The 22,264-nt window shown below is 47.1% G+C and carries 18 protein-coding genes, 1 pseudogene and 1 riboswitch; of the genes and pseudogenes, 6 read left to right on the forward strand and 13 right to left on the reverse strand.

Annotated features, from left to right (window positions below; all coding sequences use genetic code 11):
• Together QZV24_RS06830 and metK are read right to left on the reverse strand one after the other, a co-directional pair.
• A partial coding sequence (locus QZV24_RS06830) for a tRNA guanosine(34) transglycosylase Tgt (RefSeq protein WP_294521984.1) occupies window positions 1–420 on the reverse strand: 420 nt, incomplete at its 3' end.
• Window positions 421–539: 119 nt separating this feature from the next.
• Window positions 540–1,727: a methionine adenosyltransferase gene (metK, locus tag QZV24_RS06835; RefSeq protein WP_294521986.1), complete on the reverse strand. Its 1,188-nt coding sequence runs from the start codon at window positions 1,725–1,727 to the stop codon at window positions 540–542.
• Between the two features lie 138 nt (window positions 1,728–1,865).
• Window positions 1,866–1,972, reverse strand: a riboswitch (SAM riboswitch).
• Window positions 1,973–2,104: 132 nt separating this feature from the next.
• Between metK and QZV24_RS06840 the strand changes: the two genes are divergently transcribed.
• Window positions 2,105–2,602, forward strand: coding sequence for a hypothetical protein (locus QZV24_RS06840; protein ID WP_290656825.1), 498 nt, complete (start codon window positions 2,105–2,107; stop codon window positions 2,600–2,602).
• Window positions 2,603–2,734: 132 nt separating this feature from the next.
• On the opposite strand, the gene QZV24_RS06845 is transcribed toward QZV24_RS06840, so the two are convergent.
• The 6 genes from QZV24_RS06845 to QZV24_RS06870 form a co-directional block, all read right to left on the reverse strand.
• A complete protein-coding gene (locus QZV24_RS06845) occupies window positions 2,735–3,010 on the reverse strand; it encodes an HU family DNA-binding protein (RefSeq protein WP_294521991.1) in 276 nt (91 codons plus the stop codon).
• Window positions 3,011–3,234: 224 nt separating this feature from the next.
• Window positions 3,235–4,104 carry an NAD(P)-dependent oxidoreductase gene (locus QZV24_RS06850; protein ID WP_294521994.1) on the reverse strand — a complete coding sequence of 290 codons (870 nt, stop codon included), beginning with the start codon at window positions 4,102–4,104 and terminating at the stop codon, window positions 3,235–3,237.
• Window positions 4,105–4,236: 132 nt separating this feature from the next.
• Window positions 4,237–5,514: a hypothetical protein gene (locus QZV24_RS06855; RefSeq protein WP_294521996.1), complete on the reverse strand. Its 1,278-nt coding sequence runs from the start codon at window positions 5,512–5,514 to the stop codon at window positions 4,237–4,239.
• Window positions 5,515–5,557: 43 nt separating this feature from the next.
• Window positions 5,558–7,273 (reverse strand): methyl-accepting chemotaxis protein, encoded by a 1,716-nt coding sequence (locus QZV24_RS06860; RefSeq protein WP_294521999.1) that lies wholly within the window; start codon window positions 7,271–7,273, stop codon window positions 5,558–5,560.
• A 459-nt stretch (window positions 7,274–7,732) separates the two neighbouring features.
• Complete coding sequence (locus QZV24_RS06865) at window positions 7,733–8,989, reverse strand: PIN domain-containing protein (RefSeq protein ID WP_294522003.1); 1,257 nt, start codon at window positions 8,987–8,989, stop codon at window positions 7,733–7,735.
• 51 nt (window positions 8,990–9,040) lie between these two features.
• Entirely contained in the window at window positions 9,041–10,654 is a 1,614-nt protein-coding gene (locus tag QZV24_RS06870) for a peptide chain release factor 3 (protein WP_294522009.1), read from the reverse strand.
• A gap of 240 nt (window positions 10,655–10,894) precedes the next feature.
• Between QZV24_RS06870 and QZV24_RS06875 the strand changes: the two genes are divergently transcribed.
• The 3 genes and pseudogenes from QZV24_RS06875 to QZV24_RS06885 all read left to right on the forward strand — a co-directional run bounded on the left by QZV24_RS06875 (window position 10,895) and on the right by QZV24_RS06885 (window position 14,384).
• Window positions 10,895–12,091, forward strand: coding sequence for a phosphoenolpyruvate hydrolase family protein (locus QZV24_RS06875; protein ID WP_294522011.1), 1,197 nt, complete (start codon window positions 10,895–10,897; stop codon window positions 12,089–12,091).
• Between the two features lie 201 nt (window positions 12,092–12,292).
• Window positions 12,293–13,515 (forward strand): annotated as a pseudogene (locus QZV24_RS06880) (Tm-1-like ATP-binding domain-containing protein).
• A 38-nt stretch (window positions 13,516–13,553) separates the two neighbouring features.
• The gene (locus QZV24_RS06885; RefSeq protein WP_294522014.1) at window positions 13,554–14,384 is read left to right on the forward strand and encodes a phosphoenolpyruvate hydrolase family protein; all 831 of its coding nucleotides are present in this window, start codon (window positions 13,554–13,556) and stop codon (window positions 14,382–14,384) included.
• A gap of 87 nt (window positions 14,385–14,471) precedes the next feature.
• Here QZV24_RS06885 and QZV24_RS06890 read toward each other — a convergent pair whose 3' ends face one another.
• The 3 genes from QZV24_RS06890 to QZV24_RS06900 all read right to left on the reverse strand — a co-directional run bounded on the left by QZV24_RS06890 (window position 14,472) and on the right by QZV24_RS06900 (window position 16,994).
• Window positions 14,472–15,395 carry a dihydroorotate dehydrogenase gene (locus QZV24_RS06890; RefSeq protein WP_294522019.1) on the reverse strand — a complete coding sequence of 308 codons (924 nt, stop codon included), beginning with the start codon at window positions 15,393–15,395 and terminating at the stop codon, window positions 14,472–14,474.
• Window positions 15,395–16,177 (reverse strand): dihydroorotate dehydrogenase electron transfer subunit, encoded by a 783-nt coding sequence (locus tag QZV24_RS06895; RefSeq protein WP_294522021.1) that lies wholly within the window; start codon window positions 16,175–16,177, stop codon window positions 15,395–15,397. Before QZV24_RS06895 ends, QZV24_RS06890 begins: the two co-directional genes overlap by 1 nt.
• 115 nt (window positions 16,178–16,292) lie before the next feature.
• Window positions 16,293–16,994: a hypothetical protein gene (locus tag QZV24_RS06900; RefSeq protein WP_294522024.1), complete on the reverse strand. Its 702-nt coding sequence runs from the start codon at window positions 16,992–16,994 to the stop codon at window positions 16,293–16,295.
• Window positions 16,995–17,188: 194 nt separating this feature from the next.
• Between QZV24_RS06900 and QZV24_RS06905 the strand changes: the two genes are divergently transcribed.
• Complete coding sequence (locus QZV24_RS06905; protein WP_294522027.1) at window positions 17,189–18,730, forward strand: cell wall metabolism sensor histidine kinase WalK; 1,542 nt, start codon at window positions 17,189–17,191, stop codon at window positions 18,728–18,730.
• 3 nt (window positions 18,731–18,733) lie between these two features.
• The gene (locus QZV24_RS06910) at window positions 18,734–19,426 is read left to right on the forward strand and encodes a response regulator transcription factor (RefSeq protein ID WP_294522030.1); all 693 of its coding nucleotides are present in this window, start codon (window positions 18,734–18,736) and stop codon (window positions 19,424–19,426) included.
• Between the two features lie 85 nt (window positions 19,427–19,511).
• Here the strand turns inward: QZV24_RS06910 and QZV24_RS06915 are convergent, their stop codons facing one another.
• Entirely contained in the window at window positions 19,512–21,389 is a 1,878-nt protein-coding gene (locus QZV24_RS06915) for a YadA-like family protein (protein ID WP_294522032.1), read from the reverse strand.
• Complete coding sequence (locus tag QZV24_RS06920; RefSeq protein WP_294522034.1) at window positions 21,374–22,069, reverse strand: hypothetical protein; 696 nt, start codon at window positions 22,067–22,069, stop codon at window positions 21,374–21,376. The genes QZV24_RS06915 and QZV24_RS06920 overlap by 16 nt, the downstream gene beginning before the upstream one ends.
• Window positions 22,070–22,264: the final 195 nt, after the last annotated feature.

Below are 22,264 nucleotides of genomic sequence, written 5' to 3' on the forward strand. Positions count from 1 at the left end.
CCCCAAGTCCATCTGCACCTTCATGGAAACCTCCGGTGACAGGAATTTCTTGGAACCATCTATATGGGAACGGAAAGTCACCCCTTCTTCGGTAATTTTCCGCAAATCTCCCAGACTGAACACCTGGAAGCCACCACTATCGGTAAGAATAGCTCCGTCCCAATTCATAAATTTATGAAGGCCACCAGCCTGTCTGACCAGCTCAGAGCCCGGCCGCAAAAACAAATGATATGTATTGCTGAGGATAATCCCTGCGCCCAACTCCTTCAATTCCTCCGGCGAAACCGCCTTTACCGAGGCCTGAGTCCCCACCGGCATAAAAATAGGCGTAGGGAAGCTTCCGTGGGGAGTATGAATTATACCCGCTCTGGCACCGGTTGCTTCATCCTGTTTTATAAGTTCATAGGTAATAGCTGGCAAATTCTCGCCTCACTTTCAATTAAACTATACACACTCTAACTGCAATATCATACCATAAAAAGCCTGTTCTTTCAACACTGGAAAGAACAGGCTTTATGTAAAATTTACTTTTTGTTGTATCAGATACCAGCCTGAGCCTTCAATGCATCAGCCTTATCCGTATGCTCCCACGGGAGATCAACATCAGTGCGGCCGAAATGACCATAAGCTGCTGTCTGGGCGTAAATTGGCCGCCGTAAATCCAGCATCTTGATAATGCCAGCCGGACGCAGATCAAAGTTCTTCCGAACCAATTCCTCCAGTGTGCGGTCATCAACCTTGCCAGTACCAAAGGTATCAACCATAATGGATACAGGCAGCGCTACACCAATGGCGTAAGCCAGCTGAACCTCTGCTTTATCAGCCAAACCAGCTGCAACAATATTCTTGGCCACATAGCGGGCAGCATAGGCACCGGAACGGTCCACCTTTGTTGGATCCTTACCGGAGAAAGCACCACCACCATGACGGGCCATACCGCCATAAGTATCAACAATAATCTTTCGACCAGTGAGACCGCAGTCACCCTGTGGGCCACCAATAACGAACTTGCCGGTCGGGTTAATGAAATACTTGGTTTCGTCGCTAAGCAACTCAGCCGGAATAACCGGCTTAACTACATGCTCAATCAAATCCTTACGGATTTGCTCCAAGGTAACCTTCTCATCATGCTGAGTGGAGATTACAATGGTATCAATGGCTACCGGCTTGCCGTTTTCATAAGCCACAGTAACCTGGGTCTTGCCATCCGGACGGAGATATGGCAATGTACCGTTCTTGCGCACCTCAGTCAGACGACGGGACAGACGATGAGCCAAAGCAATAGGGGTTGGCATAAACTCAGGGGTCTCATTGCAGGCATAGCCAAACATCATCCCCTGATCCCCGGCACCAGTTGCCTCCTCTTCGCTCATATCACCCTCACGGGCTTCCAAAGCCTTATCTACGCCCTGAGCAATATCCGGAGACTGCTCATCCAGAGAAATAAGAATACCACAGGTATCAGCATCAAAACCATACTTAGCCCGGGTATAACCAATTCTCCGAACAGTTTCCCGAACAATCTTGGAAATATCAACATAACATTCAGTGGAAATTTCGCCGGCTATATGAGCCTGACCGGTAGTTACCAATGTTTCACAGGCTACCCGGCCATATGGGTCCTGGGCCAGAATAGCATCGAGAATGCTGTCAGAAATTTGGTCAGCAATCTTGTCAGGATGTCCCTCAGTAACAGATTCGGAAGTAAACAATAAACGCTTACCCATTAAAACGCCTCCTTGTAATAAAGCAATATAGTAAAACAATTGTCTGAATTTACCTCATCCATAACGGATACTCCGCCAGAGAAGCAATCCGTATATTCCTAATAAAAAAACCCTCTGCCCAGAGAGAGTTTACAAAGGCTCTCATCTTATGGCATAACGCCATCAGGAATTAGCACCGTTTTGATATACAATCAATGGTTGCCGCAGCTTCACAGGGCCAGTCCCTCCACTGCTCTTGATGAGTTCATATTCAGTTTACGAATTTATGGTATGCTATATCATTTAAAAAGTCAAGCCTTTTTACCACATCACCAACTATTATTTTCCAAATAAAACTGTTATAATACAAGTGATGTATAAAATAAAGGAGGATAGACATGGAAGTCATATATCTTTTTGCACTTATCTGGATTTTAATAAACAGCTATACGCTATATCATGTACTTTTAAAGAAAAACCGGGAGGAAGATCGGGACGAAATTCGCCGTGAACTACTGGAAATGTGTCATATGGTTTCGCCATCCGGCGTTGCCAAGGCCATGTTTTTCCTGTATGCTGCGATGCTGATTTTAGATCTTATCGGTTTTTATCTGACATATACTTACGCCTACACCGCTGAAAGCCATTTTTATCTTCGGATACTGCTATTTATCGCTTTTGTGTTGGTGTTTATTGTGGAGCAAATTATGTCTCTCAGGCAAACCATCAAGATTTCTGCCGCTATTCAGGCACCTAACATCAAGGATGATGTACTGAAACGATTTATCAGAATGTCGGACCGGGATATGGATTTTATCAACACCATTTCTTCCGTGGCGAAATTTGTAGCTTCCCTACAGCTGGTTCTCTACACTATCCTCGCCACAGCCCACTAAAACAGCTTATTAGTTTATATACTCCAGCTGGCAAAAACCTCTGTAATCAGGTGAAATACCTGATTACAGAGGTTTTTTTGCATGAAAAAAGCCCCCGGACAAGCCGGGAGCCAATAGTGCATCACAAAATAATTATTTGTTTACAGCATCCTTCAGAGCCTTACCAGCCTTGAAAGCAGGAACCTTAGCTGCTGGGATTTTAATCTCCTCACCAGTCTGAGGGTTACGGCCAGTGCGAGCGGAACGCTCACTTACCTTAAAGGTACCAAAGCCAATCATCTGTACAGAGTCGCCAGCAACCAGTGCTTCCTGGATGGAATCCAAGGTAGCCTTCAATGCAGCACCTGCATTCTTCTGAGTCAATTCTGCCTTTTCAGCAATTTTTGCAACTAATTCTGCTTTTGTCATATGTGTCATTTCTCCTCTCTTTGATGTACACTGCTAGTATAATAGCATAGACAGGACGGTTTGTCCAATTTAGCCTTTATCTTCCGTGAAAAACAGGCTATATCTCCCACTTTTTACACTGCGCTGGCGGGTGCTAAGGCTCCCGCCTCGTAGGTGGGAACAATCCAAGAATTATTCTGCTGCATTCAGTTGGATTTTAAAGCTCCCACTGAGCAAGTCCCATTTTACTGTTTCAAATACCATTTGAATATGGCCTGGGTGCCATTATCATCCATTCCCTTGGCCGACAATATATCGTACAGCTCCTTGGTTTTTAATAGCCCTGGCAGTTCTAGGCCGGCTTCCTCAGCTGATTCAATGGCAATGCGCATATCCTTGATAAAGTGCTTAATATAAAAGCCCGGCGCATAATCTCCCTTTATCATGCGTCGTCCTAAATTGGATAATGACCAGGAACCAGCCGCCCCTGTCTCGATTGTCTCCAGCACCTTCTGAGGATCAAGGCCCATTTTTTTGGCATAAACCAGTGATTCGGCCACCCCCAGCATACCGGCGGCAATGGCAATCTGATTGGCCATTTTGGTATATTGCCCGGAACCGGCCGGACCAAAATAATTGATAGTCTTCCCCATAGCCTCAAATAACGGTTTAGCTTCATCGAAGGCCGTCTCATCACCACCTACCATAATGGCCAGCGTAGCATTTTTGGCCCCCAAGTCACCCCCGGACACAGGCGCATCCAAGGAGCTTATGCCTTTAGCCTTGGCAGCTTCATAGATTTTCTTGGCCACTTTCGGACTGGATGTAGTCATATCAATAATTAACCCTGACTGCATTGTGGACAGGACTCCCTGCTCCCCCAGATAAGTCTCTTCCACATCCTTTGGATAACCAACAATGGAAATAATTGCATCCACAGACCTAGCCATCTCCGCCGGCGAATCGCTCCATTTCATACCTTCATCCAGCAAAGGCTGCGCTTTGGCCTTGGTCCGGTTATAAACCGTCACCTCAAAGCCTGCCTTGTACAGGTGTCGGGCCATACTGCTGCCCATTACACCAGTGCCAATAAATCCGACTTTTTTTATCGTCATACTTCACCCTCCTACAATATTCTCAAAACTCCTCAAGCAGGAAAATTCCCCATCCCCCCGATATAATCCTTCTTTTCCACAAAAAAACAAGGCCAAAATTGGCCTTGTTTCCTTGAATAAATATTTTTCCGCTTAGAACTGTGCACTGAGCTGAGCCCGATAGTAGTTGCCAAGATCCGCACCGGTACTCTTTTTCTTCATCTTAAACTCACCGAAGATATCAAACATCAGGTTACGGGCGATAGTATAGTGGAAGCTGATACCCCAACCAGTGTTATCGTTGCGCGGAATCAGCACACTGGTACCCGCCTTACCAACATTGACGCTATCAACATTGATGTAGTAGAACTTAGCACCGTAGCTGTGTGGCTTGCTGTAAGTGGCCTTGTTCCAGGACAGAACTGCCACCTTACCATCGTGACGCAGGCTATCATCCTTGCCGGAGTTTCTGGAGAAATCAGCTGACAGGGACCAAACCTTGTCAAAGTTGTGGGTAAACCCAACACCAAGGAGATTGTAATCCCGCGGGCTGCTGTCGCCACCGGTCTCCCGCAGATGCCATACATTGATGTTGTCATTCTTGGTAGGGGCATAATTAAGCTTGGCAAAATAGTTGCGCTCAATCTTGGAACCAGTAGTGCCCAGGGTATCAGTGCCCGGTTTCACCTCGCCGGTTGCTACATTAAAGCTGTCACCGGTAGGTTCATTGGCAGCCCCCCAGTCACCGAAACCGAAGCCCCACTTCAGCTTGCCGGATTTAGTAGCAAACTCAACACCATCATACATACCATAAGTCCACTCACCTGACCAATAGCCGGTAGTACCAAAGCTATGGCCAAACCGGCCAATCTTAACCGTATTCTCTTTCTTGCCACCAATGTTGGAAATCATAAAGTAAGCATTATCAAATTTGTTGAAGGACTCCTTGCTGGAAGACTGCTTCATAACACCATTATTTGACACATAGGAGCTGCCGGTGACACCAGTCGGATTTTCGTTCATCATAACATCACGGAACACAAACTTCAAATCTTCCGTAATAGGCTTTTCACCCTTCAACCGTACTCGATAGGTATAGTTGGCACCATTGGTACCACGCTCAACTATAGCTCTGGCCCGGATATCACCGGAGAACTTCCAGTCCATAGCCTTGTCCTTTTTAGCCTTTGCCTCAGCATCAGAGGTGGTTTTTTCCAGCTTCTCCACCTTGGTCTCAGAGGCCTGCTGATTTTTCTCGGTTTGGTCCAGACGGCTTTCCAGCTTGGATATTCTATCCATCAAAGTCTGGTATTCGGCTCTGGTCAACACAACCGAATCATCATCCGCCGCCAAAGCTGTACCACAGCTCCCCATAAGAAGCATAGACGCTGAAAGGAGTGCTGCCGTTCTCTTCTTCATTCGTGAATTCATTTACATCTCTCCAATTCTTTTTATACTTGTTATACCAAATCTATCAGAATCTAAACTGACTAAGAGCTTGTTTCTGTTCTGTAGCCATGGTGGACAAAGATTCACTGGCAGAGGCAATTTCCTCAGAGGAGGCCGACTGCTCTTCTGTAGCCGCCGAAACAGATTCCATATGGGAGGAAACTTCCCGCCCCTTGGAGTTAATCTCAATAACAGACTGGGAAATATTCTGTGCATCCTCATTGACCTGAACAATGGCTTCATCCATCACCTTGGTCTTTTCGGCACCTGCCTGGACCAGCGAATGAATCCGTTCAAACACTGCCTGCAAATCTTCCACAGACTTGGCACCGTTTACCACGGCATCACACCCTTGCTTCATAGAAGTAACTGCATCAGAAGTATCCTTCTGCATAGCATTGATGAGCTCAGCAATCTTATGAGCTGCTTCCTCGGACTGTTCAGCCAACTTACGGACTTCTTCAGCAACAACTGAAAAGCCACGCCCCTGCTCACCAGCCCGGGCCGCCTCGATAGCGGCATTCAATGCCAAAAGGTTGGTCTGGCTGGCTATCTGGGAAATAGTATCAACGATAGCACCAATTTCCTCCGACCTGCTCCCAAGCCTGGTAACCATTTCCGCGGTGCTACTAACCGTTTCTTCTACATCACGAATTTCGCGAACAGAATCAGCCAAAGCCTTATTGCCCTGTTCGGCTTCATCTGCCGCAATCATGGAGTTGTTGGAAACCTCCTTGGCATGGCTACGCATTGACTGTATGGAATCATTAACCTTATTAAGGAGTGCCTGGCTTTCCTTCAGCATATTCTCCTGTGACATAACCAGATGAGCGGCATCTCCCACTGCTTCCGCCGACTGAACCGAAGCCTGAGCTGACTGCATAGAGGCCTCTTTAAGGTTGCCTGACGAATCGTTAATATCCTGAATGGCTTTATAAATGCCTTTCATATAGGTTGCCATCTTGTACTGCATTTCCGAAAGAACCTTGGACAGATGGCCAAATTCGTCACCTCGCTCCAAAGTAGCTGCTGTACCACGGAAATCTCCATCCCGTAGCTTTTCACAGATATGAACCATTACTGAAAGGGCACTGGTAATATTTTTGGCTGTAAATACGCTGAAAATGGCCTGTACAGTTACTGCAACAACAGTAATAATGATAATCATCATAGCAGCACTGCTATTAGCCTCACTGTTATTCTGTGCCGCAGCCTCAGCCTGGGCATTTACCACATCCTGAGCCCCATGCAAAGCATCACGAAGGCCACGGGTTGCTGCCGCGCCAGATGCCTCATACAATGCCTGTGCTTCAGCATTTTTACCCTGAGAGGCCAAATCAACCGCCTGTCCCATAATCTGCTTGTAGTTAGCCCACTGCTTGTCTATCTCTGCTGTATCGTCGGCCGGAGTGCCCTTTACAGCTTCTTTATACTCAGCTAAGGCCTGTTCTACTTTATCAACGCCTTCCTTTTGTTGCTTTTTCCAGCTGCTCATGCGTTCTGCCGTAACATCGTGAGCCGTAATAATCTGTAGAGTCTTAACCATCATAACCCGGCTAAATTCTATAGCCGTACCCAAATGCTGTACCCCTTGCATCTCACGCTGGTACATGCTTTGCATTCCCTTATCAGCATTATCCAAGGCCCGGTAACCGGAAAAGCTGATAATCAGCATAGCCACTGCCGATACTGCTACTATCAACAACAACTTGCTTGCCACTTTAATGTTATTAAACAACACCTCAATACAACCTCCTAAAAATTTTTAATTAAACACAAAAAGACTAGCTATCCACCTAAGTGAATATCCAGCCCCTACACATTAACACTTTCACTGGCTTGAAAGGCAATGTGGTGCCTGTCCTCTAGCAAAACCATCACATCTTTCAAACCTAATATACGGATATGTTCCAAATAAATACGCAACGGGGCCATTATAACAGAAACAAATACTTATTTCAACGAGAAAAGCCCTTAACTTTATGTTTTACTGCCAAACCCAATATTCGAACCACAAACCCTATATTACAACCATTATTTTTTCTATGATTAACTCAATTCTTTACATAAAACCTTGTAAGTCCAACCTTATGGCATAATATTATTAGCCAGTTACTCATTGTTAATATTCTAGGCAATAGCCATATTTCCTGCCATAAACATAAAAAAACAAGGTCAATTTGACCTTGTTTTGAGAAACCTATTTATTGTCAGCATTTTTCGGATTATTTGAGGTACTATCAGTCGTTCGTCTGGCTGGCCGTTTGGTCCGATGCTGATAATTGGTACCGCGGGTCCTTGGTCGGGTCGTTCTTGAACGCTTGGCACGCTCCTCCGACTGGTTATTTTCCTTTGCTTCTTTTGAATCCTTGTCCGGCTGACTTTTTCTAGCGCCTCTGCCGGAAGATTTTTTCCTGGCCGGAGTACTGGTCGACTTTTCTACCAGAGCACCATCTGACTTTCCTGCCTGCGCACTGGCCTCCAATTTTACTGCGGCCACAATAGCAGCGGCCTCTGCTTCCACATCCTCCCCGGAAAGGGCATCCTCGGAAAGGGCATCCATAACGATTTCAATCATGGTCCGCTCACAATCAACCCCTTCCAGGTTGATTTCCCGCACCTCAGCCACCGGCTGGGTATCCTTTGAACCATTTCCGGCCATTTCAGTGGCAGCTACTGAGGCTTTGTAAATCCCCCGCAGCACCTTATATATGGTCTTGATTTTCTTGTAAAGCTCACTGCCATCCTTACGGCCCATTATCTTATTCAGCATATGGTAGAATTCCATCTTGGTGGTGGATTCCTGCAGCGCCTTATAAATATTTTCGGCCTGACGGTAGTTAATCAAAATCTTGTGATTTATCTTGATGGTATTAAGGATTTTGGTACAAATGGACTGATAGGCCCGCTTGGCCTGCTCATCCCCGGAGATATTATCCGGGAGCTCTGTTGGTTCATCCACCGCTTCAGCAGGTTCCACCACCGGCTCCGGATTTAGCGCAGCTTCCTTAGGCTCTACCTCAGCAACCGTCTCATCTGAACCTATTTCTGTAATAACATCCAAATCACTTTCATCAATCGCCTCATTATTTTGGTGCTTCAACGCCATATTGATATCCTTGCAACGGAAAATCGTCTTACGGTCCCGCTTTTGGGCCATGGCTATAGCCGCATCATATCCCTTGTCCCGACTGATAATATAATAATTATTGTCCTCTGAATAATCGCAAATAAGGGCGGTAATCAACTGAAAATCCAAGGCATTTTCCACGCCGTTTTCGATTTTCATAAATTTTATAACCCCCTGAGTCTGCATAATTTTCTGCACGACATCAATTTTCAGGGTATCCGCCTTATCACTGTAAAATAAGTAGATGGTATCAGTTGGGGTTAATTGTTCAATCCCCTTGAGGCCTTCATTATGAACATTTTCATAATCAATATAAAAATTTGCCACTTATTACCTTCCTGTTCCAGTGCCACTCAACGGCACTTCACTCAAACACGCTTAAACTTCCTTCCGGTCCACCGGTACCGTATGAAGCTCCAGATCCGGGTTGTTATCTGTAATCCAGCCCAAGGCCCATTCATTGTTCACCAACAGCACCGGATTTTCCCGGCGGTCATACACGAACATCCCCCGGTCAGCCCCCCGCAGGCTGGCTGGCGTTACCTCCCGGCCATCGTTATAGGTCATCCACCGAGCTACTTCAAATGGCTGCATATTCATAATAATATCCACGCCATATTCATTCTTCAACCGATATTCCAGCACCTCAAACTGCAGCGTACCCACCGTTCCCACAATAAAGGACTCGGTACCGGCACCGGCCTGCTGGAACAGCTGGATAGCCCCCTCCTGGGTCAGCTGCTCAACGCCTTTAACAAACTGCTTGCGTTTCATGGTATCCTTGGCCTGAACCCGGGCAAATTTCTCCGGTGGGAAAACCGGAAATTCTTCGTAATCAAACTTGCTGGAACTGTCACACAGGGTATCGCCAATACCAAAAATCCCCGGATCAAACAACCCAACAATATCGCCTGGATAAGCCTCTTCCACAATCTGGCGGTCCTGGGCCATGAACTGCTGTGGCTGAGCCAGCTTGATTGGCTTGCCGCTGCGGTTATGATACACACTCATTCCCCGCTGGAACTTGCCGGAACAAATTCGGATAAAGGCCAGTCGGTCCCGATGGGCCGGGTTCATATTAGCCTGAATTTTAAAGACAAAGGCAGAGAATTTTTCATCCTCTGGCTTGATCAGTCCTGCTGAAGATTTTCTGGCTTGAGGTTCCGGCGCCAACTTCAGGTACTCCTCCAGAAAATTCTGCACACCAAAGTTCGTCATAGCCGAGCCGAAGAACATCGGCGTCAGCTCCCCTCTGGCCACTTTGTCCAAATCAAAATCCTCACCGGCCATATCCAGCAGCTCAATATCATCCATCAAAGTCTGATGGGCCTCTGCTCCCAGCATTTCCGCAAATTCCGGGTCATCAAGGGAACCGGTCACTGAAGCCCGGGTATTCTGCCCATGGGATGTATCATCCTCAAACAGCTCAATCTGCTTTTTCTGCCGGTCATACACGCCAAAATACTTGCCATCAGTCCCGATAGGCCAGTTCATTGGATAGGAGCGGATGCCCAGAACATTTTCCAGCTCATCCATCAAATCAATCGGAGCCTTGCCGAACCGGTCCAGCTTATTAACAAAGGTAAAAATTGGAATACCGCGCTGCTTGCAGACCTTGAAGAGCTTCTTGGTCTGGGCCTCCACGCCCTTGGCCACATCAATAATCATAACGGCACTGTCCACTGCCATAAGGGTACGATAAGTATCCTCGGAAAAGTCCTGATGCCCCGGGGTATCCAAAATATTTATGCAATAATCACCATAATTGAACTGTAATACAGATGATGTAACAGAAATACCGCGCTGCTTTTCGATTTCCATCCAGTCAGACACTGCATGATGTGCTGTCTTGCGGGATTTTACCGAACCGGCCAGATGAATGGCCCCACCGTATAACAGCAGTTTCTCGGTAAGAGTAGTCTTACCGGCATCCGGATGGGAAATTATGGCAAAAGTGCGCCGTCTCTTTATTTCATCAGTCAACTGTGACAAAGTATATTCCTCCAACTATCAAATACTAAAAACATACCAATCTATTTTATATTATGCCAATATGAAATTCAAGAGATAATTATTACGCCAGTGTTCAATTTTTCTTTCCCGCTAAAGCCAAAACATTCCACTGATATTATTCAAACATTAAAATATTTTACCATTGCACTTATATTGTTTGTATAAGAAAATATAAATGGGGATAAAAACAGGGTATTTTAACTAATGAGGGGGATTGGCATGGAAAAGGAGCAGGTAATCCGGCAGCTTCGGGCCCAGCTGCATGTGAATGGTCATATCATTGGTGCTTCCGTTGGTTCCGGTATGACCGCCAAACTGGCTACTTTAGGTGGGGCTGATTTTTTGATGGTTCTTTCCGCCGGGAAATATCGGATTATGGGACGCAGCTCCTTTGCCAGTTATTTTTGCTACGGTAACAACAACGAACAGGTTATGGAAATGGGTACCAGGGAAATTTTTCCCGTCGTCCGCAATCGAATCCCTCTGTTGTTCGGCATAATGGCCACTGATCCCACTATTCAGATGTATGATTATCTGAACCAAATCAAGACCAATGGATTCTCGGGCATTGTAAACTTCCCGACAGTATCCCTTATTGACGGAAATTTCCGCATTGCTTTGGAGCAGGAGGGCAATACCTACAACCGGGAAATCGCCACCATACGACTGGCAAATCACATTGGGCTGCTCACAATGGCTTTTGTTACCAACCGGGAAGAAGCGGAAAAGATGTTAAATGCCGGCGCCGATGTTATCTGTATCCACCTGGGCCTGACCAAGGGTGGCTTGCTTGGCGCCAAAAAGTTCATATCCCTTGGGGAAGCGAAAAATCTTATGAACGATATTTTCGCTGTCTGTAAGCAAAAAAATCCGGATGCAATTCGGATGATTTATGCCGGTCCTGCCACCACCCTGTCTGATATGCACTATCTATACAAAAACACCGATTGCCAAGGGTATATTGGCGGCTCCACCTTTGACCGGATTCCTATCGAAACTTCGGTACTGGAAACAGTAAAAGCCTTTAAACACCATAGTGAGCCATCCTCCGACAATCCTGTTCATCAACTTATAGACCGGAACCGGGGCAAGGGAAATGTGGTGGATTCCATCCGCCAATACATTGAAGCACATTATATGGAGCCTATACAACTGGGTGATATTGCCCTGATTGCCCATATGTCCCCCACTTACCTCAGCAGTCGTTTCAAAAAGGAAATTGGTGTCAGCTTTACCAATTATTTATTGGATTATCGTATGGGAAAAGCCAAGGAGTTATTGAAGAACAGGTTGATTTCCTGCAAAGAATCGGCTTGCAAGGTTGGCTATGGCGATTATATCCAGTTTTCCAAGATGTTTAAAAAACATGTCGGTCTTTCGCCGAAGGATTATCAAGCAATGTACAATAATCACTAAAACAAATAATAGCTGTGTTTATATACGAAATACTTATATAAGCACAGCTATTTTTCAAACTATTCTGTCATTTAGGTTAAAAATACACAACTAAAACAAACATAAACACATTTACTCCCACTATTGATTTTATTACAATTTAATCAGAAAAAAGAACCGGTTCAAAGTTATCAATATTGCGTAGAGAAAGAAGGCGTGATAATGAAAACCTTAGCGATTGCAGGTACTTTTGACACTAAAGGAAACGAATTTCTCTATGTCAAAGGGCTCGTGGAAGAGCTTGGCATTCGTCCCTTTATGATTCACATGGGTGTTTTCGCATCACCTTTTGATGTTGATGTTTCCAATGAAGAAATCGCCTCAGCCGCAGGATACGACATTAAACAAATCGTAGCGAAAAAAGATCGGGCAATGGCCACTGAGGCACTGTCCAAAGGCATGCAGATTTTAATACCGAAGCTCTATAAGGAAGGCAAGTTCGATGCCATCATTTCCTTTGGTGGCAGCGGCGGCACATCCATGGTGACTCCAGCCATGCGGGAACTGCCTATCGGTGTCCCGAAGGTGATGGTATCCACCATGGCCTCCGGTAATGTATCCCAGTATGTAGGGACAAGTGATATCGTAATGATGCCTTCCATTGTAGATGTAGCAGGTTTAAACAAGATTTCCAAGTTGATTTTCAGTAACGCCGTACTGGCCGTGGCCGGTATGCTGACTGGACGGGAAAAATTGGCGGAAGAAACCACGGAAGAAAAGCCACTGATTGCTGCATCCATGTTTGGCGTTACTACACCTTGTGTCAACTGTGCCAAGGAGTATCTGGAAAAGAACGGCTATGAGGTACTGGTATTCCACGCCACCGGAACCGGTGGAAAAACCATGGATGCCCTTATTGATGCCGGCTTCTTTGCCGGTGTTTTGGACTTAACCACCACCGAATGGTGTGATGAAGTAGTTGGCGGTGTACTGTCAGCGGGACCGTACCGGTGCGGTGCAGCCATCCGTCAAAAATCCCTCAGGTAGTGTCCGTTGGTGCCTGTGATATGGTTAACTTTGGTCCGATGGAAACCGTACCATCAGAATTTTCCAACCGAAATCTGTACAAACACAATCCAACGGTAACCCTTATGCGGACAACCGTTGAAGAAAATGTTCAAATTGGGACAAAGCTGGCGGAAAAGTGGAATGACGCCAAAACACCAATGACGGTCATTCTGCCGAAGCAGGGTGTGTCCATGATTGATGCCGACAAGCAACCATTTGAGGGGGTTGCCGAGCGAACAGCTTTATTCGACACACTGAAAAAGAATATTCAAAACGATAAGGTCGACATCCTTGAACTGGACAACAACATCAATGATCAGGCGTTCGCGGAGGCTGCTGCCAAGCGCCTGATTCAGTTGATAGAAGCACAGAAATGATGATTTGTTGAGCATAGATATTACGGGAGGATAAAAATATGTTGAAAAAAACCAGAGCTGAAATTATTGAAGATTTTCGCAACCAGGTTAAGCAGGGTAAAATATTAGTTGGTGTTGGAGCTGGTACAGGTATTACCGCCAAATGCAGTGAAAAAGCTGATGTTGATATGCTGATTATCTACAACTCTGGCCGATTCCGTATGGCGGGGCGCGGTTCACTTTCCGGGCTGCTGTCCTATGGCGATGCCAATGCCATTGTAACCGAAATGGGACAAGAGGTTCTGCCAATCGTAAAAAAGACACCGGTTCTGGCTGGTGTATGCGGTACTGACCCGTTCCGGGTTATGGAAATCTTTTTAAAGCAGTTGAAGGAACAAGGCTTTAATGGTGTTCAAAACTTCCCAACAGTAGGGCTTATTGACGGAAAATTCCGGGCTAATCTGGAAGAAACCGGCATGGGGTACTGTCTGGAAGTAGATATGATTCGCGAAGCTCACAAGCTGGATATGCTTACCTGTCCATATGTATTTGATCCTGAACAGGCCAAGGCAATGGCTGAGGCTGGTGCTGATATTCTCGTAGCCCATATGGGGCTTACCACCAAAGGCTCTATCGGTGCAGAAACGGCCGTAACTCTCGATGACTGCTGTGAAAAAATCCGGGCCATCATCAAGGCTAGCCGGGAAGTCCGCCCTGATATTATGGTTATATGCCACGGTGGTCCAATAGCCGATCCGGAGGATGCCGCTTATGTTATCCAGCATGTTCCGGAAATTGATGGTTTCTTCGGTGCGTCATCTATTGAACGCCTTGCTTCTGAGCGGGGTATGACCGCTCAGGCGGCTGCCTTTAAGGCCATCAGCAAATAAAAAATATTTCATATAACAGTAAACCCTGTCATAGAACCAATCCATGACAGGGTTTTGTTTTTTCATGTATTATTCGAGACCGATTTTTTACCCGATTTTCACCTGGCCCACCAGCTCAGAAATATGGTTGAGGCCACGCTTGTCCAAATATGCGTCAAGTCCCTCAGCAATCCGCACTACCGCATCCGGATGAATGAAGTTTTCGGCACCAACTGCCACCGTAGATGCGCCAGCCAATAGGAATTCAATGGCATCCTCGGCAGTGGCAATGCCCCCCAGTCCCATAATAGGTATATTCACTGCATTGGCCACCTGATAAACCATCCGCACAGCCACCGGCTTTACTGCCGGGCCGGACAGGCCACCGGTCACATTGCCCAATAACGGCTTCCAGCTGTTAATATCAATCACCATTCCCGTAAGGGTATTGATAAGCGCCAATGCATCGGCCCCTGCTGCTTCCACAGCCTTGGCCATTTCTGTAATATCCGTCACATTGGGGGAAAGCTTCACAATAACCGGCTTTTTAGTATGAGCCTTTACCGCCTGGGTAACAGCCGCAGCCGCCTTCGGGTCTGTACCGAACACAATACCGCCTTCCTTCACATTGGGACAGGAAATATTCACCTCGACACCATCAACCCCATCCACATCCAGCTTTTCCGCCATTATACCGTAATCCTCCACTGAACTGCCGGAAAAATTGGCAATAAACGCCGTATTCGGGGCATCCTTCTTAACTTTGGGAAGAATATCCCGCAAAAAAACATCGATACCCGGATTTTCCAGCCCGATGCAATTCAGCATTCCCGCCGGGGTTTCCGCAATCCGGACCCCTTCATTACCAGCCCGCGGCAAAGGAGTGATCCCTTTGGAAATAATGGCACCCACTTTATCAAGGTCCAAAAAATCACTGTATTCAATGCCAAAACCAAAGGTACCGGAGGCGCCCATCACCGGGGTTGCCATCTTTATTCCGGCAAAATTCGTTGCCAAGCGTTCCATATTCATCAGCCAAATACCTCCACTGCATCAAATACCGGCCCATCAGCGCAGACCTTCCACCGCTTGCCGCTCTTTCCGGCAAAGGTACAGCCCAGGCAAACACCAATACCGCAGGCCATCCGTTTTTCCAAGGAAACCTCACACTCGATGCCTTGTTTTATGGCCAATTCGGCAATCCCCTTCATCATAATGGTAGGGCCACACACCTTAATATGCCTAATATCAGGATATTTATTCAAGATATCCGGAACAGCATCAATGGCAAAGCCCTTGCGACCATAAGAGCCGTCATCTGTCGTATAGACCAGCTTTTCAGAAAATTCTTCCACAAAATCACTCCAAAAAAGCTCCTTGTGATTGCGGACCCCCAACAAAATAACCGGCTTTGGCCCGGTCATTTCCGCCCCCAGATGCCGGGCGGTATAGATAATCGGGGCAATGCCCACACCACCACCGATCAGCAGAGTACGGCCCTCATTTTTAAAGGAAAACCCCTTCCCCAATGGTCCTTCTACACTGATAACAGCTCCGGAATCCAGCTGGGATAATTCTTGGGTTCCCTTACCGGCCTTGCGGTAAATCAACACTAACTGGCCAGTTTCCTTATTCACATCAGCCACACCAAAAGGCCGACGCAAATAGGTACTTCCCTGCTCATTTTTTATCATCACAAACTGCCCCGGTTGGGCCAAAGCCACCACCTGTGGCACCGCCAGACACAAGGCATTAACATCATCCGATAAGGGTTTGTTATAAATAATCTTTCCATTTTCCACTAACTTGTTCATTCTCTCACCCCACAATATTAAACCATAAACAAAGCTGATTTGCCAATATAAAAACTCCCCTGCCAGGATATTTTTACCATCCTTCACAAGGGAGTATACAAAAAACTTCACTCTTTTATTTTCTGCCTACATTGCACTTGAACACATGGCCGTTCACCGCATCAATGTGCAGGAAATAGCGCACATCGTTGGCCTCACATATTACATTGTATACCGGGTGAAACTGAAAGGGATTTTCCTTATTATTATCTTGCTGCACATCAGTATTGGCAGTAGCCTCAGCTACATCATCCCCCGAAAACTGCGTATGATATCTTCTCTGACCTCCCTGATAATGACGACCACCTCTTGGTCCACCGTAGCAGCCTTCGCCCCGGCCCCAGTGGTCATCATTGTCCCAGTGACCACCCCGACCCCAGTGATCGCCTTGTCCGCCTGGACAATCATAGCTGTTATCCGGACCACATAATGTTCTCGGCATCATTCCCCTATGTCCCGGCATCCCCGGATGACCGTCCATCGCCATAAACATCCCCTCCGGACCGTTGGAAAGGGAAATGTTATCCCAACTAATAGCCGTTTCATCTATCCCCATAGCATCAGCCGCAATGGATTTTATTTGGGCTTTGTCAATAAGAGTCACATCATTTTTGGCAGCCTCCTGCTCCACCAGGTTAGTTCTGGCCTCTGCTACCCGCTGGAAATCCCTCTTCATCTGATAGTGCTGAAACCAATTAAATCCGCCAAAAGCAATGGCTCCCACCAACAAACAAGCCCCTACTTTTTTCATATTAGATACCGTAAAAATCTTTTCCATAATGTATTCCTCCTTAATTCTCTTTACATCATTTCGTCAGCCTCATTGGCTATGACTGTAGTATAAATAGCAAAGTTAAACAAATTATAAACTGGTGTTTAAACTTTTCATACATATAAATTTTTCCTGTTTAGCATTTTGTTAAATTTATAGGGTATAATAGTAGCGAAGTTACCGATAAGGAAGGAGCCCATATGCGATTAAGAGATTTTTCTGTACGAAAACGATTGTTTATCGCCAATTTTATGATGGTGTTTATCCCCATTTGTATGCTGGTAATAATCGGCAGCAGCTTTATGCTGGGTATGCATTTTTTAGGCAGCTCAGACCAGGAAAAGGTAAATTCCGTATGGCCAGAAAAGGGTCCCGCCCCATCCATCCAATTTGCCATCAGCTCCCTAAAAGTAAAAATCGAGAATAATGCCAACTGGCCACAAAACAGCCATGGTAGGGGTATGGGCCGGCATAAACGCCATATGATGAACAATGATATGACTGGAATGCCTATGGAAACTGACCTCCACGCCTTGGAGCAACAAAACATTCAAAGTGTGGTGACCCATAACGGCGATATTGTGTATGTTTCCCCCGGAGCTGATGCCGCCGCCATACAAAACACCGTGATTGAACGCAGCCACGGTGCCCCGATAATGCTTTGGGACAATGATATTTTCCTGTTCAGCTATCAATCCAATGATAAACAAACCATTATTTATTCCTATGGGAAAACGCCGTTTCTGACCAGAGGTGCTCCCCCGGTTCCCAATCCCCGTATAGATTGGAATAACATCTTATTGGCAGTTATCATAATAGCTATATTATTTGTTATCCTGCTGGGGTTGTACCTATCCCGCCTGCTTTCCCGCCAAATTTTAGAGCCACTGACCGCTCTGCGGAAGGCATCCGCGGAAATTCGCCAAGGCAATCTGGACGCCCCGGTTGAAATACAGGCTCAGGATGAATTTGGTGCAGCCTGCCGTGATTTTGAGCAAATGCGGTTGGAGCTAAAGGAAGCTAAAGAGCAACAGGAAAAATATGAGGAAAACCGCAAGGAACTGATTGCCGGCATTTCCCACGACCTGTCCACTCCACTTACAGCCATGAAGGGCTATGCCAGCGGCATTCTGGACGGAATAGCCAATACCCCGGAAAAACAGCGTCATTATGTAGAAATGATTTTACAAGGGGCATCTACCATGGAAAAATTGGTGGAAAGCCTGTTTTTGTTCTCCAAGCTGGATCTGGGCCGAATGCCCTTCAATTTGGAACAGGTTTCCCTCCGGGATTATTTCACCGATTTTTTCCATGAGCAACAGCCATTATTAAAGGAAAAAGATATATTGCTGAACCTGTCCATCGACCTGCCAGCCGATAATCCGGCCAATGTATGCATGGACCGGCTACAATTTCAGCGGGTAATTGACAACCTTCTGAGCAACAGCCGAAAATATGCTGTGGATAAAGTAGTAAAGATAGATATTACTCTTGCCCGGGATAATGATTTCTATCGGATTTCCTTTGCCGACGACGGACCGGGAGTTCCCCAAGATGATTTAACGAAGCTGTTCCACAGCTTTTACCGTACCGATCCGGCCCGCAGCAATGTGGCCAAAGGCAGTGGTCTGGGTCTGGCCATCACCAAGGAAATCATCCTTGGGATGAAGGGAAAAATCTGGGCTGAGGAAACAAATGGCGGTGGTTTGACAATTGTAATACTATTGCCAATAAAGGAGTAGCATATGAAACAGATTTTAATTATCGAAGACGATTCCAGTATTGCCGAGCTGGAACGGGATTATCTTGAAGCCAACGAATTTCAGGTAGAAATAGAAGCTGATGGCCGTCAAGGGCTGGAACGGGCTTTAAACGACAGCTTTGATTTGCTGGTACTGGATGTAATGCTACCGGGTATGGATGGCTTCCAATTGTGCCGGGAAATACGCAAAGTAAAAGAAATACCTATCCTTATGGTATCAGCCCGGCATGAAGATATTGATAAAATCCGCGCCCTAGGTCTGGGGGCAGATGATTATATAATAAAGCCCTTCAGTCCCAGTGAGCTGGTAGCCAGAGTCAAGGCCCATCTGGCCCGCTATGAGCGTCTCACCGGGGGGAATACTGCCAATAAAATCAAAATTATTCAGACCGGTGAGCTGGAAATCCAGCCGGAAACCCGTCGGGTATTCCGAAAGGGGAAGGAAATCAGCCTTACCAACAAAGAATTTGAACTTCTGTTGTTTATGGCCGAAAATCCGGGTATTGTCTTTAGCAAGGACAAGCTGTTTGATCAGATTTGGGGTCTGGATGCTATGGGTGATACCGCTACTGTTATGGTCCATATAAATCGCCTGCGGGAAAAAATTGAACCGGACTCATCCAAGCCGATATATATTGAAACCGTATGGGGAGCCGGTTATAGGTTCTGCAATTAAATATATCCAAAAAAGGGATGCTCCATGAAGCAAAGCTTCACGGAGCATCCCCTTTAATTTTGTAAATCACATTGATTGATTAGTATTAACCGCTGATTTTGGCCTCCAGGCGTTGAAGGGCTTCCTTCAAGGCCTCTATTTCCTTCTTTTGGGCCTTCAGTTCGGCATCCTGGGCCGCCAGCTTTTCACCCTGCTGGGCCAATTGGGCCTCCTGAACAGCGATTTTCTTCGTCATAGCCTGCTTGCTGTTCGGTGCCGGCTTGTCCAAAGCGATGGACAGACCTACGTTCACCATGTTTTCACCGTTGCCCACGGTACCACCCAGACTCATCATCATGTTATCCGTCGGCCGATAGAACAGCCCCATGGCCACTGCATTGGCACTATGATAATTACCATAGCCCACGCCCACACCAAACTTGCCATCCTGATCCGTTGGATGGAGGGCGGCCAGGGCTGCCGCTCCGGCTCCCACCTTATTAATCCGGCTGTCCAGGTTGTTGATGCTCTGAGCTACCGAGTTCACCTGTCCCACCGTGGCTGCATCAGTGGCGTTCTGCCCGGCTGCCACGTGGGTAATGCGCCGCTCGTTCCCATCGGCTCCGACAGAGACCACATTGCTCTCCGAACCATCGGACCCATCACCCAATACTACGGAATTGGTTCCGCTGGCGGTTACATTGTTGCCAAGCACAAAGGTTTTATCCGCGGAAACCGTGTTGTCATTACCAAAGGCATAGCTGGCATTACCCGATACCTCGTTCGGGTCGCCAAAGGCACCGCTGTGATTGCCCGTTACCTGGTTGCCAAAACCGATGGCGATGGACTCACTGCCGGAAGCGATATTCTTTTGGTCACCTACGGCGTTACCGATGGAAATGGCCTCATTGCCACTGGCCACGCTGCCCTTGCCCACGGCAATCTTTGTGGTGTTGACACCTAGCGTGATGCCCGTGTCTTCTCCATTTGTACTTTCGCTGCTGTTCAGCCCCAGCGACTCCAGAGCAGCCTTGTTGCTGTCTGCGGTAGCCTTGACCGCATCCAGGGCCGTCTGGTCTGCCTTCTTGTTCAGCAGTGTATCGGTGTCTGCCTTGGTATAGGCATCGGTGATGCCGTAGCCACTCAGGGTGGTGGCCTTGTCCGCCTTGCCAGCCAGGGCCGTCTTGGTGGCGCTCTTTACCCCCTCCAGGGCTGTATAAACTGTTCCACCAGTTACAAGCCCCGTGTTGCCGGAGGCTACCTCGCCCCCCTTGTTCACCTGCAATTTACCGTCGGCATCAACGGACAAATCATCGCCGGCATTCACCTGGAGCTGGCCATTTTCACCAAAGGTCAGGCCCTCGCCTGCATTTACAGAAAACTCTCCATTGGCGGCCGAAAGACCGTCCCCTACACCGACAAGTTGACCACTACCAAGAGCATAAGCGGTCATTAACTGGCCATAGTTTACTGCATCATTGGTATCAGTTCCGTTGGCCACATTGGTAACCCGGTTACTGCCGGCGTTAATGCCGCTGGCCGTCACACTGGTCACCTGGGTGCCATCCGTAATAACCAGGCCGGAGTCATTTATAACTGACTTGCCCACTGTCATACTGCCTGTGCTTCCCAAGTTCACATCTTTATTGAGGGAAAGGGACAACTGACCAGCACTGGCGGTGGTGGCAATATTGGAATCCCCCTTTACAGCCAATTCACCATCCAGCTTCACCGCACCGCTGGTACCAGTATCACCTTTAAAGGCAATTCCCTTGGTAGTCAGGGCTTCATTCCCCGCCTGTATAGCGTCTGCATTGGCCTTTACCTGAGTGTCCAAAGCTGTCAGATTGCTTGCCACATTGGTGCCAGCGGCAATATAGTTCCCAGCGGTTCCCACCGTAATATCTGCAGCCTCAGCCTTTGTGGCAACAGCCTCTGCATTGGCCTTTACCTGAGTATCCAAAGCCGTCAGATTACCTGCCACATTGGTGCCAGCGGCAATATAATTCCCACCTTTACCTGAGTATCCAAAGCCGTCAGATTACCTGCCACATTGGTGCCAGCGGCAATATAATTCCCAGCGGTTTCCACCGTAATATCTTTTGTTACCGACTTTAGCTGGGCCACGTTCACGGCGTCGGTATCATATGTGCCTGCTGCCACACCGGTGATCTGGCGGGTAACTGAATTTGCATCGTCATCGGTGTCAATATGGCCAATTGCAATGGCGTTTGCCGTAGCCCGCCATGCAGAACCAGTTTTCGTATTGCCGGTTTCATCCCCCAAATATGCTGTATATGAATTGCCCGTCACATCATACTTCGCCCGATCCGCAACAGACCCGCTGCCCAAAGCGACTGAATCAGACAGAGTTGCCTGTGCGCCGCGGCCGATCGCCAGAGAGTTCGTCGCCTCTTCACCCGTCGTACCACCTAATACGGCTACTGAATATCTGCCGTTTGCTACGCTGCTTGCAACCACATCACTGTTATCTTCATCTACTGCGCCGCCCAATGCAATCGAATTCTCCCCGTTTGCCTCGGAACCTGCACCAATTGCTGTGGCGTAATTGCCAGTCGCTATTGCATCTTTACCCCACGCCGTGGAATAATCGCCTTCGGCTTTCGTGCCGTTACCCCAGGCGGTTGCATAGACGCCCTTCACCGTTCCCTGCGATGATATATACTCATAAGCTGCATCATAGCTTACAAAAGATTGACCAGGTAACCCATTACTACCCGAATTACCGTATTCATCTACAATGTGGTAACGTCCATCTCCTTCTTTTTTAATAAAAACATCGTGACCTGCATATGTCCACTTGCCTGCTTTCGTATTGTTGCCCCAGGCGGTAGCACC

The organism is uncultured Anaerovibrio sp., from assembly GCA_902786545.1.
Classification (GTDB): domain Bacteria; phylum Bacillota; class Negativicutes; order Selenomonadales; family Selenomonadaceae; genus Anaerovibrio.